The organism is Microbacterium sp. NPDC056003, assembly GCF_042274785.1.
Classification (GTDB): Bacteria; Actinomycetota; Actinomycetes; order Actinomycetales; family Microbacteriaceae; genus Microbacterium.
In genome coordinates this window covers 205272-219565 of the sequence record NZ_JBHJXQ010000002.1, presented here as the reverse complement: position 1 = coordinate 219565, position 14294 = coordinate 205272, and the positions used below count along the sequence as shown (strand labels likewise).

Sequence of the window (14294 nt, the reverse complement as noted above, 5' to 3'; positions counted from 1 at the left end):
CCCAGCGCGCCGCTGCCCCGTCTCAGGGGAGTGGACCGCGCGTTTTCTGCGAGGAACCCGAATGAAGACCGCCGAGATCGCCCAGCGCTACCTCGACTACTTCGAGAAGAACGGCCACACGATCGTCCCCTCCGCCTCTCTGGTGACGGACGACCCTGCGCTGCTGTTCACCGTCGCCGGCATGGTGCCGTTCATCCCCTACCTGAGCGGCGACGTCCCCGCGCCGTACCCCCGTGCGGCCGACAACCAGAAGTGCATCCGTCTCAACGACATCGAAGAGGTCGGCAAGACGCCGCGCCACGGCACGTTCTTCCAGATGCTCGGCAACTGGTCGTTCGGCGACTACTTCAAGGAGGGGGCGATCCGCTACGCGTGGGATCTGCTGACCTCGTCCGAGGCAGACGGCGGCCTCGGGTTCGACCCTGAGGACCTCTGGGTCACCGTCTACGAAGAGGACGATGAGGCGCACGACCTCTGGCTGGAGCTCACGGACCTGCCCGAAGAGCGCATCCAGCGTCTCGGCAAGGACACGAACTACTGGAGCACCGGTCTGCCCGGCCCTGCCGGACCCTGCTCCGAGATCTTCTTCGATCGCGGTCCCGCGTACGGCGTCGACGGCGGCCCGGCCACCGACGACGACCGGTATGTCGAGATCTGGAATCTCGTCTTCATGCAGTACGAGATCACCAACGTCCGCTCGAAGTACGACTTCGACATCGTCGGCGAGCTGCCGAACAAGAACATCGACACCGGCATGGGCCTGGAGCGCATCGCGTTCATCAAGCAAGGCGTCGACAACATGTACGAGACCGACCAGGTGCGCCCGGTGCTCGACCGTGCCGTCGCCCTCTCGGGTCGCACCTACGGCGCGAACCACGACGACGACGTGCGCTTCCGCGTGGTCGCCGACCACGTGCGCTCGTCGCTCATGCTGATGTCCGACGGTGTGACGCCGTCGAACGACGGGCGCGGCTACATCCTGCGGCGCCTCATGCGGCGCGCGATCCGCTCGATGCGCCAGCTCGGCGTCGAGGGCCCGACGTTCGCCGAGCTCTTCGCCGCATCGCGCGACGCGATGAAGGACGTCTATCCCGAGGTGGAGGCCGACTACGCCCGCATCTCGCAGTACGCGCTGGCTGAGGAGGAGACCTTCCTGCGCACGCTCGCGGCGGGTTCGAGCATCCTGGAGGACTCCGTCGCGCAGACGAAGCGCGACGGCGGCACCGCACTGACGGGCGCCGAGGCGTTCCTCCTGCACGACACGTACGGGTTCCCGATCGACCTCACCCTGGAGATCGCCGAAGAGGCCGGGCTCACCGTCGACCGCGCGGCGTTCGACACGCTGATGCAGGAGCAGCGCGCGCGGGCGAAGGCCGACGCGCGTTCGCGCAAGCGCCAGCTCGCCGACACCAGCGTCTACCGCGAGTTCCGCGCGAAGGGCGAGACGGTCTTCACGGGCTACACCGATCTCGAGACCGAGTCGCGTGTGCTGGGCATCCTCGTCGACGGCATGGCCGTCGATCGTGCCTCCGCGGGACAGATCGCCGAGGTCATCCTCGCCGAGACGGCCCTCTACGCGGAATCGGGCGGCCAGGTCGCCGACAAGGGCGTCATCGTCGGTCCGGGCTACGAGCTCGAGGTGCTCGACGTGCAGAAGCCCGTCGCGGGACTGATCAGCCACACCGTCGAGGTGACGACCGGCGAGGTCGCCGTCGACCAGCCTGCGACGACGGTGGTGGACGCCGTGAACCGCCGCGCCGCGCGGCAGGCCCACTCGGCCACCCACCTCGTGCACGCCGCGCTGCGCGACACGCTCGGCAAGACGGCGACCCAGGCGGGCTCGCTCAACCGCGCCGGCTACATGCGCTTCGACTTCACGTGGGGGCAGTCGCTCTCCGACGAGACCAAGAGCGAGATCGAGGAGATCGCCAACAACGCGGTGCGCGACAACCTCGAGGTGACCACCCGTGTGCTCGCGCTCGACGAGGCCAAGTCGCTCGGCGCCATGGCGCTGTTCGGCGAGAAGTACGGCGACACCGTGCGCATGGTCGACATCGGCGGCCCGTGGTCCCGCGAGCTCTGCGCGGGAACGCACGTGTCGACGAGTGCCGAGGTCGGCCTCATCAGCCTGGTCGGGGAGTCGTCCGTCGGGGCTGCGAACCGCCGCGTGGAGGCGCTCGTCGGTCTCGACGCGTTCCGGTCGCTTGCGGCCGAACGGGCGATCGTGTCGCAGCTCACCTCGACGCTCAAGACGCCCCGCGACCAGCTCCCCGCACGCATCGCCGAGCTGACCGCGAGCCTCAAGGCCGCCGAGAAGAAGATCGCCTCCTTCGAGGCCAAAGCCCTCGGCGACCGCATCCCGGCCCTTGCGGGGTCCGCATCGTCGATCGGCGGCCATCTCGTGGTCGCGGAGTCGCTCGGCGCCGCGTCGTCCGCGGACGACGTGCGCTCCCTCGCCCTCCAGGTGCGCGAGCGCCTCGGCGCTCAGTCCGCCGTCGTCGCGCTCGGCGCGGAGATCGGCGGTCGCGCGGTGGTCATCGTCGCCACGAACGACGCCGCACGCGCTGCGGGTGTGAAGGCCGGCGTGCTCGCGAAGACCGCGGCCGCCGTGCTGGGTGGTGGCGGCGGCGGACGCGACGACGTCGCCCAGGGCGGTGGGACGGATGCCTCGGCGCTGTCCGCTGCTCTCACCGCGGTGAAGGACGCGCTCAGCGCGTGAGCGGATTCCGTCGCGGGGTACGGCTCGGCATCGACGTCGGGAGGGCGCGAGTCGGCGTCGCGCGCTGCGATCCCGACGGGCTGCTCGCCACGCCCGTCGAGACGGTGAAGCGAGACGACGGCGCCGTGGCGCGCGTCGCAGCGCTGGCGGAGGAGTACTCGGCGGCCGAGATCCTGGTCGGCCTGCCGCTCAATCTGCGCGGCGAGGACACCGCCTCGACTGCCGATGCCCGGGACTTCGCCGCGGCGGTGGCCGCGGCATCCGCTCTGCCGGTGCGGCTCGTCGACGAACGCCTGTCGACGGTCTCCGCGCATGCCGCACTGCGTGATTCGGGCCGATCCCAGCGTTCGTCTCGTAGCATTGTGGATCAGGTCGCCGCGGTCGTGCTGCTCCAGCAAGCACTCGACGTCGAGAAGAGCACCGGCCGACCACCCGGAACACCCGTCCACCAGGAGCCCGCCTGACATGCCCGAGACCCCGTCTGGAGATCCGTTCGCGGATCTGTTCGGCAAGCTTCCCGACCCTCGGTCGCGCGATTTCCGGCACACCGGCGATGACGCCGGTTTCGGGTCGCGCGCGGGCGACGGTGGCGAGGAGGGCGGGGCACAGGGTCCCGCGCGCCCGGCGACCGGAGCACCGCTGTCGCGCCGCGAGCTGCGTGCGGCCGCCGCCGGCCTGAACGCTGCGGCGCGTCCTGCGGGCGCACCGGCCGACGTGTCGCCCGCTCAGGCGGCCGTCGACGCAGCACCCACTGCGGCGATGCCGCGCCCGGCGCAGCACGATGCCGTCACCGACGAGTCGGGCGTGCTCGCGCAGCCCCGCGCGTACACGCCCCGCCCCGCCGACCCGGTCGACGACGACTCCTGGATGCTCGCCGGCGACGCCGAGCCCGCGCTGCCCTACAGCCGCACCGGGGCGACACCGATCGTTCCCGCCTCCTCAGGCTCGCCCGCCGACCCGACCGAGGCGTTCGGGGCACGGGCGACCGCCGCGAGCGCGCGCGCCAGCTCGCCCTCGACGCTGGAAGACCTCTTCAGCGGCCACAGCTCGAGCGACGAGCTCGGCAGCGTGCCGCCGCCCAAAGACAAGCGCAAGCGGCGCATCGGCGGATGGATCGCCCTCGGCGTGATCCTGCTGATCGTCGGAGGCGTGGCTGGTGGCGCCTGGTACGTCTGGACGACGTACGAGGACAAGGTCCGCGAGGTGATGGGCTGGGAGCTGCCCAAGGACTTCGAGGAGGGCCTCGCGAACGGCGAGGCGTTCGTCACCATCAACGAAGGCGACACCGGCATGCCGATCTCGCAGGCGTTGTTCGACGCCGGCGTCACGATGACGCCGAACGCGTTCTACGACTACCTGATCGACACGGGTGAGAACCCGCCGTTCGTCCCGGGCGTCTTCAAACTGCAGCTGCAGATGACGTCGGAGGCGGCGCTGGCGGCGCTGCTCGACCCCGCGAACAAGATGGAGAACACCGCCCAGTTGCGTGAGGGCCTCACCGTCGAGCAGTCCCTGCCGCTGCTGGCCGAGGGCACCGGCCTCCCGGTCGAGGACTTCGTGGCCGCGACGGCTGACGCGTCCGCCTACGGTGTCACGCCCGATCCCGCAGTCGTGGCAGCGGGCGGGCAGCCGCTGGAAGGCTGGCTGTTCCCGGCCACCTACACCTTCAACCCCGACGTCACGGCCGAGCAGGTCATCCAGACGCTCGTCGACCGCACGGTGCAGTCCCTCGACGCTGCGGGGGTTCCCGAAGAGGATCGTCAGCGCGTGCTGACGGTCGCCTCGATCATCGAGCGCGAAGCGCGGTACGAGGCCGACATGCAGAAGGTCGCCACGGTCATCGAGAACCGGCTCGACCCGGACAATCAGGAGACCTTCGGACTGCTGCAGATGGACTCGACCGCCCAGTACGGCTTCGGCGAGATGCACGACGGGTCGGCGAGCACCTCCGAGGAGGCGCAGTTCGATCCGAACCCGTGGAACACCTACGTGAACGCCGGACTGCCTGTCGGTCCGATCTCCAATCCGGGCGACGCGGCGATCTCGGCCGTCATGAATCCGTCGGGCGGCGATTGGATGTACTTCGTGACGGTCAACCTCGACACCGGCGAGACGGTGTTCACGACGAACCTCGGCGATCACAACCGCGCCGTCGCGCAGTGGATCGCCTGGTGCGAGGATCACCCGGACTCGGGGTGCTGACCTCGAACGCCTCTCGCCTCGAGGTGTGGGGCGACCCGATCGCGCACAGCCGATCGCCCCAGCTCCACACCGCGGCGTACGAGGCGCTCGGGCTGCCGTGGTCGTACGGCCGCCGCCGGGTGGACGACGGCGCGTTCGCGGGGGAGCTCGCCGGGCTCGACGCGTCGTGGCGGGGCCTGTCGCTGACCATGCCACTCAAGGGCGTCGCGCACGACGCCGCGCACGAGCTCGACCGGCGCGCCGAGCTGACCGGCGCCGTCAACACCCTCCTGCTCGCTGGCGGTGCCCCCCGCGGATTCAACACCGACGTCGGCGGGATCGTCCGCGCCCTGGCTGAGGAGGGGATCACCCGCCTCGACGAGGCCCGGATCATCGGCGCCGGAGCGACCGCGACCTCAGGGCTCGTGGCCCTCGCCGAGCTCGGCGCGACACGGATCGACGTCGTCGCCCGGCGACCCGAGGCCGTGGCGCGGCTCGCCGAACTCGGTCGCCGACTGGACATCGACGTCATCACGACGCCGTTCGAGGCATCCGCTCTCCCGTCCGTTCCCGTGACGATCGCCACGCTCCCCGGAGATGCACCGGTGGCGGCGGCCGCGGCCGATGCGCTCGCGGCGGCCGGAGGGCTGCTCTTCGACGTCGTATACGGGCACTGGCCCACGACGCTGTCCGCCGCATGGCAGCGTGCCGGCAGCGCGGCGGTGTCGGGGCTCGGGATGCTGCTGCATCAAGCCGTCCTGCAGGTGAGGATCTTCGCCACCGGTGCCGTCGACACCCCGCTCCCCGACGAGGGCGCCGTCGTCACCGCGATGCGCCGCGCACTCGAGTCCGCCTCCTGACGTAACCGTCCTCCCGCACGTGGGAGACTGGAGCAATGCTCCGCGTGCTCACGGCCGGCGAATCCCACGGCCCCGAACTCGTCGCCATCATGGAGGGCCTCCCTTCGGGCGTCCCCATCTCGAGCGCCGCCATCCAGGCGGACCTCGAGCGTCGCAAGCTCGGCTACGGCCGCGGTTCGCGCATGAAGTTCGAGCAGGACGAGCTGACGATCTCGTCCGGGGTCGTGCACGGCACGAGCCTGGGGAGCCCGATCGCCCTCCGCATCGGCAACACCGAATGGCCGAAGTGGGTCGAGGTCATGAGCCCCGAGCCCCTCGAGCTCACCGAGAAGTCCCGCGGTCGCGGCGCAGCCCTCACGCGGCCCCGTCCGGGCCACGCCGACCTCGTCGGCATGCAGAAGTACGACTTCGACCAGGCCAGGCCGATCCTCGAGCGGGCGAGCGCCCGCGAGACGGCGGCACGCGTCGCCCTCGGCGCCGTCGCCCGGGCGTTCCTGTCGGAGCTCGGCATCCGCCTCGTGAGCCACACGCTCTCGATCGGTCCCGTCCGGGTGCCCGACGACGCGGTGCTGCCGACCCCCGACGACGTCGCTGCCCTCGATGCCGATCCGCTGCGCTGCTTCGACGCCGCCACGAGCGAGCGGATGGTGGCAGAGGTCGATGACGCCCGCAAGGACGGCGACACGCTCGGCGGCATCGTCGAGGTGCTCGCCTACGGGCTTCCGCCCGGACTCGGCTCGCACGTGCACTGGGACCGCCGCCTCGACGGCAAGCTCGCTCAGGCGCTCATGAGCATTCAGGCGATCAAGGGCGTGGAGGTCGGCGACGGCTTCCTCACGACGACGCGCCGCGGCTCGCAGGCGCACGATGAGCTCTTCGCGACAGGCGACGGCATCGCGCGGTCCTCCGACAAGGCGGGCGGCACCGAGGGCGGCATGTCGACCGGCACGGTGCTTCGGGTGCGCGCGGGCATGAAGCCGATCGCCACCGTCCCCAAGGCGCTGCGCACCGTGGATGTCGCGACCGGCGACACCGCGTCGGCCCACCATCAGCGCTCCGACGTGTGTGCCGTGCCCGCTGCCGGCGTCGTCGCGGAGGCGATGGTCGCGATCGTCCTGGCCGATGTGGCGCTCGAGAAGTTCGGCGGCGACAGCGTCGCCGAGACCCGACGCAACCTCGAGGCGTATCTCGCCGCGATCCCCGAGGCGCTCCGCACTGCGGACGCCAGCGATGCCTCGCTCGCACAGCATGACGTCGCCCTCTAGCGCCGTCGTCCTCATCGGCCCCATGGGCGCGGGCAAGACCAGCGTCGGCAAGAAGGTCGCCCGTGCGCTCGAGGTGCCGTTCTTCGACACCGACGCCGCGGTGTCGCGCGCGCACGGTCCGATCGAGCGGCTGTTCGCCGAGCGCGGCGAGACGCACTTCCGTGCGCTCGAACGGGAAGCGGTGAAGGAAGGGCTCGCCGGTGGGGGAGTCGTCTCGCTCGGGGGCGGCGCGGTGCTCGACCCCGACACCCGCGCCGACCTCGCGCGGCACCGGGTCGTGCTGCTCACCGTCGCCCCGCGGGTCGTCGCCACGCGGGTGCGCGGCTCGAGCCGTCCGCTGCTCGCGGGCGAGGACCCGCTCGAGCGATGGACCCGCATCTACGAAGAGCGGCGCCCGATCTACGAACAGCTGGCCGATGTGACGTTCGACACGTCGAGCGGCCCGCTGCAGACAGTCGTGGAGCGCATCGTCGACTGGGCTCGCCCCGACCACGGTGCCCCGTTCACCCACCTCGAGGGAGATTCATGACCGACGCCACGACCATCACGGTGAGCGGCGACGCGAGCTATGCGATCACGGTGGGACGCGGCGTCCTGCCGATGCTCGGCGATGCCCTGCCTCCGGCCGCCCGCAAGGTGCTCGTGATCCATCCGCCGACCCTCGCCGCACAGGCAGAGGGCCTCCGCGAACTGCTGAAGGGCGATCGGGAGGTGCTCCTCGCCGAGATCCCCGACGCCGAGGCGGGGAAGCGCATCGAGGTGGCCGCGTTCTGCTGGCAGGTCATGGGGAAGGCCGACTTTACACGGACGGACGCGGTGATCGGTTTCGGCGGCGGGGCGGTGACCGACCTCGCCGGGTTCGTCGCGGCCACCTGGCTCCGGGGTGTCGAAGTGGTGCAGGTGCCGACGACGGTGCTGGGCATGGTCGACGCCGCGGTGGGCGGCAAGACCGGCGTGAACACCGCCGAGGGCAAGAACCTCGTGGGCGCGTTCTGGGCGCCCCGTGCCGTGCTGTGCGACCTCGACCTGCTGGACTCGCTCTCGCGCAACGAGCGCGTCGCCGGCTACGCCGAGGTGGTCAAGGCGGGCTTCATCTGGGCTCCCGAGATCCTGGATCTCATCCAGGCCGACCCGGAGGCCGCGACCGACCCGCGCAGCGACGCCTTCCGCCGCACGATCGAGCTCGCGATCGACATGAAGGCCCGGGTCGTCGGAGAGGACCTGCGCGAAGCGGGGCTGCGCGAGATCCTGAACTACGGCCACACGCTCGGCCACGCGATCGAGCACGCCGAGCGGTACCGCTGGCGTCACGGTGCCGCGATCTCCGTCGGGATGGTGTTCGCGGCCGAGCTGTCGCGACTGGCCGGGCGACTTCCGGATGCCGCGGCCCAGCGCCATCGCGAGATCCTCGACACCCTCGGCCTGCCCACGTCCTACCGGGCGGGCGCGTGGCCACAGCTGCTCGCGACGATGCAGCGCGACAAGAAGAGCCGTGGCGGGATGCTGCGGTTCATCGTGCTGGACGACATCGCGAAGCCGACGGTGCTGCAGGCGCCGGATGAGTCGCTGCTGTTCGCTGCGTACCAGGAGGTCGCCGGCTAGCGCCCGCGAATATCACCCCCGAAGTGGGACCGCCCTTCCGGCAGGATGAGGGCACCGGGTCGTCGCCGCGCCCCGGCATCACTTCAGGGAGGCGGTCGTGATGGCCACTGCTTCGACCAGTCCGTCACGTTCCGTGGCGGTGCTCGGCACACTGATCCTCGTCGCAGCCGTCGCGAATCTGCCGCTGGCGGTGGCGAACGTCGCGCTTCCCGACATCGGCATCGCGTTCGACGCATCACAGACCCAGCTCAACCTCGTCGCCATCGGATACTCGCTGGGTCTCGCCGCGTCGGTGCTCTGGCTGGGTGCGGTGGGCGATCGCCACGGCCGTCGGATGATGCTCCTGATCGGCGTTCTCCTCTCGCTGCCGGCAGGGATCGTCGCGGCGTTCGCGCCCACCATCGAGGTGCTCATCGCCGCGCGTGTCGTGGGCGGCATCGCAGCGGGCATGGCCTATCCCACGACGCTCGCGCTCATCACCGCACTGTGGTCGGGCGCGGCGCGCACGCGCGCCATCGCCCTGTGGTCGGCCACCGGCGGGGCGATCTCGGCGCTCGGTCCCCTCATCTCGGGCCTGCTCCTGGAGAGCTTCTCGTGGGGATCGGTGTTCCTCGTGACGATCCCGCTGATCCTGGTGGCCGTGCCGCTGGTGCTCAGATTCATCCCCGCGCACGTGAACGAGGCGACCGAACCGGTGGACAACCTCGGCGGCCTGCTGTCGGCGATGCTCGTCGGTGCGCTGATCGTCGCGATCAACTTCGCGACCGTGCCCGACTCGACCGTGCTGGTGCTGAGCATGACCGGGCTCGCGCTCGTGACCCTCGTCGGGTTCCTCTGGCGGCAGCGCCGCGCGGCGAACCCGCTGTACGACCTCGATGTCGCGAAGCGCCCGGTCTTCTGGGTCGCCGCGGTGGCGGGGATCATCGTGTTCGGCTCCCTGATGGGCGCGATGTTCATCGGACAGCAGTTCCTGCAGAACGTCTTGGGCTACACCACGATCGAGGCGGGCGCCGCCATCCTTCCCGCAGCCCTCTTCATGGTGATCCTCGCCCCGCGCTCGGCGAAGCTGGTCGAGAGCCACGGTGCTCGGTTCACGATGCTCATCGGGTACGTGCCGGTACTGCTCGGCTTCCTCACGATGCTGCTCCTGTGGCGCGAGGGTGCGAGCTACTGGAGTGTCGCGCTCGGCTATACGTTCATCGGCGCCGGCGTGGGGCTGGCGGGGACGCCCGCGTCCCGCTCGCTGACCGGCGCCGTGCCGGTGCGGCGTGCGGGCATGGCGTCGGGCACCGCCGACCTGCAGCGCGATCTCGGTGGCGCCATCATGCAGTCGATCTTCGGCGCCCTGCTCACGGCGGGGTACGCGGCGTCGATGCTGTCGCAGATCGGAAGCTCGGCGGATGCCTCGCAGATCACCTCCAGCCAGCAGTCCACGCTCACGAAGTCGTTCGCGAGCGCCGAGGCGGCGGCGAAGCAGTACCCGCAGTATGCGGACGCCATCACCCAGGCGGCCAAGGAGTCGTTCCTGCAGGGACAGGACTGGGCGTATCTCGCCGGCATCATCGCCGTGCTGGTCGGAGCGGCACTCGTCTTCTGGTTCTTCCCGAAGGCGGCGCGCGAGCGCGAGCTGCTCGCCCAGTACCACGCCGAGGACTCGGCATCCAGCCGCTGATAGCGTGACGAGGTGACCACGCCGCACCGCCTCCTCCTCGTGAACGGGCCCAACCTCAACCTGCTCGGCACGCGCGAGCCCGGCATCTACGGATCGTCCACGCTGTCCGACGTCGAGGCGCTGGCGGCGGCTGCCGCGGCCGCCCGAGGCTTCGAGCTGCGCGCGGTGCAGAGCAACCATGAAGGCGTCCTCCTCGACGCCATCCACGACGCGCGGCACGATTGCGCGGGCATCGTCATCAATCCGGGCGGGCTCACGCACACGTCGGTCGTGCTGCGCGATGCGCTGGCCGGCGTTGCGCTGCCCGTGGCCGAGGTGCACATCTCCGACGTGAACGCGCGCGAGGAATTCCGACATCACTCCTACGTCGCGGACGTCGCCGTCGTGCACGTCGTCGGCGAAGGGGTGCAGGGCTACGCGACCGCCATCGAGCGCCTGATCGCCGTCATCACCGGGCAGGCGGACGGATGATCGGATGCCGCGTCGAGGGGTCTCGCCGCGGCATCCCGTAGAATGCACTGTCGGCCGCGATCGGCCATTTCCCCTCACGAACGGAAACCACCACCCCCATGGCATCCACCGCAGACATCAAGAACGGCGTCGTCCTGAACATCGACGGTCAGCTCTGGAGCGTCGTGGAGTTCCAGCACGTCAAGCCCGGCAAGGGTGGCGCGTTCGTCCGCACGAAGCTCAAGAACGTCATGTCCGGCAAGGTCGTCGACAAGACGTTCAACGCCGGTGCCAAGGTCGAGCTCGAGAACGTCGACCGCCGCGACTTCACGTACCTGTACAACGACGGCGAGGGCTTCGTCTTCATGGATGTCGCCGACTACGACCAGATCACGGTCAACGCCGCCACCGTGGGTGACGCCGCGAACTTCCTGCTCGAGAACCAGCAGGTGCAGATCGCGCTGAACAACGGCAACCCGCTCTACATCGAGCTTCCCGCGTCGGTGGTGCTCGAGATCACCTACACCGAGCCGGGCCTGCAGGGCGACCGTTCGTCGGCCGGCACGAAGCCGGCCACGGTCGAGACCGGCTACGAGATCCAGGTGCCGCTGTTCCTCGAAACCGGCACCAAGGTCAAGGTCGACACCCGCACCGGGGACTACCTCGGCCGCGTCAACTGACCGTTGAGCGCCCGCAGCAAGGCGCGCAAGCGCGCCCTCGACATCCTCTTCCAGGCTGACGTCCGCGGCGACGAGCTCCCGTCGACGCTCGCCGCCGAGGCGAAGCGCGCCGCGAACGAGCCGGCGCGCGAGGCCTCCTGGCTGTACGCTCGCGAGATCGTCGACGGCGTGATCGACAACCGCGACGCGATCGACGAGCAGATCACCACATTCGCGAAGGACTGGTCGCTCGCCCGCATGCCCGCGGTCGACCGGGCCGTGCTGCGCATCGGCGTGTGGGAGATCCTCTACAACGACGAGGTGCCGGCGGCGGTCGCGATCGACGAGGCGGTGGAACTCGCCAAGGAGTTCTCCACCGACGACTCGGGCTCCTTCGTCCACGGAGTCCTGGGGCGCATCGCGCGCTCCTCCTGATCCTCGGCGATGCACCGCGCCCTGCGGGTGCGGTGCATCGCCTTTTGCACGGCGGGGACGCCCTGGTTCGCCAGGGCCCCTCTCATAGACTTGTCGAGGAAGGAGCCAGCATGCGCATCACGGGCCTCGGTCACGCCGGAATGTTCATCGAGACGGCAGGGGGGAGCATCCTCTGCGACCCGGTCATCGGCCCCACCTTCTTCGGATCGTGGTTCCCGTTCCCCGACAACCGCGGGCTCGACTGGGCGAAGTACGGCAAGGCCGACTTCCTCTACATCTCGCACCGTCACCGCGACCACTTCGACCCGGCGCTGATGGAGCGCCACGTGCCCAAGGACATCAAGGTCCTGCTGCCCGACTACCCGACGGACGACCTGGAGCAGGATCTCCGCAGGCTCGGCTACGACAACATCATCTACACGCAGGCGGGCATCCCGCTCGAGTTCGGTCCGCTCACGCTGATGGTCACCCCACTGCGGGCTCCGAGCGACGGCCCGATCGGCGACTCGTCGCTGAGCGTGGACGACGGCACCGCCAGCATCCTGAACCAGAACGACTCGCACCCGCTCGACCTCGACAAGCTCATGTCCTTCTCGAAGCCCGAGGCGTACTTCACTCAGGTCTCGGGTGCGATCTGGTGGCCTATGGTCTACGACCTGCCTCAGGACGCCAAGCAGAACTTCGCCAAGCTCAAGCGCGACGCGCAGAACAAGCGCGCGATGTACTACATCGAGAAGGTGGACGCCGAGCACGTCTTCCCGATGGCCGGCCCGCCCATGTTCCTCCGCGAGGAGCTGTTCAAGTTCAACGGCACCGGACTGGACGACGACGCGATCTTCACCGATCAGCGCGAGTTCCTCGCCCACATGGCCCAGCTGCGCCCCGAGCAGAAGGGCTACGAGTTCGTGCCGGGAACGGTCGTCGAGCTCGACGGCGGAGAGCTCAGCGTCACGCAGACGCTGTACACGCAGGCCGAGATCGACCGCATCTTCGACGACAAGTGGGCCTATCTCGCCGAGCAGCGCGACTCCCGGCAGGACGAGATCCGCGCCGAGGAGGCATCGCGCGCACCCGTGCTGCCGCCCGACGAGATGCTCGCGGCGATCAAGGAGTGGTGGGAGCCGCTGCTGCGGCGGGCACGCACGATCCGCAACGGCGTGGGCGGCATGGTGCGCTTCCGCATCGGCGACCTCGACATGGTCGTCGACTTCCCCAAGGCCAAGGTGCGCGAGTACGCGGGGGAGGAGTGCGTCTACTGGTACACGATCCCCGCCGACCTGGTCTCGACGAACATCCGGGACGGCGAGATCGACTGGTCGAACTCGATCTTCCTGTCGATGCAGTTCGAGGTCGGGCGCAGCGGCAAGTTCAACGAGTTCCTCACCACCTTCCTGAAGTGCCTGTCGCGCGACCGCATCGAGTATGTCGAGAACTGGTACGCGGAACAGACCGACCAGACCGAGGACGCTCAGCTCGGCGAGTGGATGGTGCAGCGCCGCTGCCCGCACCTCCGGGCCGACCTCACGAAGACCGGCAAGATCGAGGACGGCGTGCTGACCTGTTCGCTGCACGACTGGAAGTGGGACCTCGCGAGCGGCAGGTGCCTGACCAGTCAGGGTCATCCCATCCGCGCCGGCAAGGTCGACGACGACGCGACCGACGCAGCCGTGCCGGCTGCCTGACCCCTTCGCACCCGCCGGCTCTTGTAGCTCTCGCACAACGCACGCGGGGTTCATGCCCGGTGCGGCTGTGCGAGGAGCGCCAATCTGTGCGGCGACGTATCATCACGCGTCCGTTCGGATCCTGATCACCGTGCCTGCGAGCGCGGGCGCTGAGAATCCGAAGGAGTCCCGCCATGACCACCGTTCCCTTCCACGGCGCCACCGGCGTCGTCGGCTCCGCATCCACCGGTCGCCCGAGCCGGATCCGCGCCCTGTTCGCAGCGGAAGCGCGCGCTGAGGCCGGGCTCAAGGTGTGGCTCCAGCGCTGGAGCATCCCGGCGCTGCGCGTCGCCGTCGGAGTCGTCTTCGCCGTGTTCGGCGCCCTCAAGTTCTTCCCGGGGGTCAGCCCGGTCGAGGCGCTGGTCAGCCAGACGTGGGAGAAGCTCACGTTCGGGCTCGTCACGGGCCAGGCGGCACTGGTCGCGACTGCGGTCATCGAGGTGACCGCCGGAGCGCTTCTCATCGCCGGCGGCGCGTTCGCCCGCGTCGGCCTGGTGGTGCTCGCCCTCGCGTTCGTCGGCATCCTGTCGCCGATCGTGCTGCTGCCCGCCGAGGTGTTCGGCCCTGCTGGCCCGACCCTGACCGGGCAGTACATCTTCAAGAACATCGTGCTGATCGCCGCCGCCCTCGTCGTCGCCTCGCAGGTGCTCCGAGGTCCGGCTGCGCGCCGCTGACGCGCACGCGACGGCGAAGGCCGGTCCCTGCTCGGGATCGGCCTTCGCCGTGTCGT

Annotated in this window: 13 protein-coding genes; all 13 read left to right on the top strand. The window is 69.9% G+C overall.

Features of this window, described 5'->3' with window-relative positions:
* Window positions 1-61: 61 nt before the first annotated feature.
* The 13 genes from alaS (at window position 62) to ACFC1W_RS10295 (ending at window position 14238) form a co-directional block, all read left to right on the top strand.
* Window positions 62-2719, top strand: coding sequence for an alanine--tRNA ligase (gene alaS / locus ACFC1W_RS10355; protein ID WP_375991976.1), 2658 nt, complete (start codon window positions 62-64; stop codon window positions 2717-2719).
* Complete coding sequence (gene ruvX / locus ACFC1W_RS10350; protein WP_375991973.1) at window positions 2716-3183, top strand: Holliday junction resolvase RuvX; 468 nt, start codon at window positions 2716-2718, stop codon at window positions 3181-3183. The genes alaS and ruvX overlap by 4 nt, the downstream gene beginning before the upstream one ends.
* A 1-nt stretch (window position 3184) precedes the next feature.
* On the top strand, window positions 3185-4921 hold the full coding sequence (gene mltG / locus ACFC1W_RS10345) for an endolytic transglycosylase MltG (protein WP_375991970.1): 1737 nt from the start codon (window positions 3185-3187) through the stop codon (window positions 4919-4921).
* A complete protein-coding gene (locus ACFC1W_RS10340) occupies window positions 4915-5760 on the top strand; it encodes a shikimate dehydrogenase (protein WP_375991967.1) in 846 nt (281 codons plus the stop codon). The genes mltG and ACFC1W_RS10340 overlap by 7 nt, the downstream gene beginning before the upstream one ends.
* Before the next feature lie 35 nt (window positions 5761-5795).
* Window positions 5796-7025: a chorismate synthase gene (gene aroC, locus ACFC1W_RS10335; RefSeq protein ID WP_375991964.1), complete on the top strand. Its 1230-nt coding sequence runs from the start codon at window positions 5796-5798 to the stop codon at window positions 7023-7025.
* On the top strand, window positions 7009-7554 hold the full coding sequence (locus ACFC1W_RS10330; protein WP_375991961.1) for a shikimate kinase: 546 nt from the start codon (window positions 7009-7011) through the stop codon (window positions 7552-7554). The genes aroC and ACFC1W_RS10330 overlap by 17 nt, the downstream gene beginning before the upstream one ends.
* The gene (aroB, locus tag ACFC1W_RS10325; RefSeq protein WP_241110650.1) at window positions 7551-8627 is read left to right on the top strand and encodes a 3-dehydroquinate synthase; all 1077 of its coding nucleotides are present in this window, start codon (window positions 7551-7553) and stop codon (window positions 8625-8627) included. The genes ACFC1W_RS10330 and aroB overlap by 4 nt, the downstream gene beginning before the upstream one ends.
* Window positions 8628-8727: 100 nt before the next feature.
* Entirely contained in the window at window positions 8728-10299 is a 1572-nt protein-coding gene (locus ACFC1W_RS10320; protein ID WP_375991958.1) for an MFS transporter, read from the top strand.
* A 12-nt stretch (window positions 10300-10311) separates the two neighbouring features.
* A complete protein-coding gene (gene aroQ / locus ACFC1W_RS10315) occupies window positions 10312-10770 on the top strand; it encodes a type II 3-dehydroquinate dehydratase (protein WP_375991955.1) in 459 nt (152 codons plus the stop codon).
* 98 nt (window positions 10771-10868) lie between these two features.
* Window positions 10869-11429 (top strand): elongation factor P, encoded by a 561-nt coding sequence (gene efp / locus ACFC1W_RS10310; RefSeq protein ID WP_375991954.1) that lies wholly within the window; start codon window positions 10869-10871, stop codon window positions 11427-11429.
* 3 nt (window positions 11430-11432) lie between these two features.
* Window positions 11433-11843 carry a transcription antitermination factor NusB gene (gene nusB / locus ACFC1W_RS10305; RefSeq protein ID WP_191766447.1) on the top strand — a complete coding sequence of 137 codons (411 nt, stop codon included), beginning with the start codon at window positions 11433-11435 and terminating at the stop codon, window positions 11841-11843.
* A gap of 110 nt (window positions 11844-11953) precedes the next feature.
* The gene (locus tag ACFC1W_RS10300; RefSeq protein WP_375991950.1) at window positions 11954-13525 is read left to right on the top strand and encodes a Rieske 2Fe-2S domain-containing protein; all 1572 of its coding nucleotides are present in this window, start codon (window positions 11954-11956) and stop codon (window positions 13523-13525) included.
* Window positions 13526-13698: 173 nt separating this feature from the next.
* Entirely contained in the window at window positions 13699-14238 is a 540-nt protein-coding gene (locus tag ACFC1W_RS10295; protein WP_375991947.1) for a DoxX family protein, read from the top strand.
* Window positions 14239-14294: the final 56 nt, after the last annotated feature.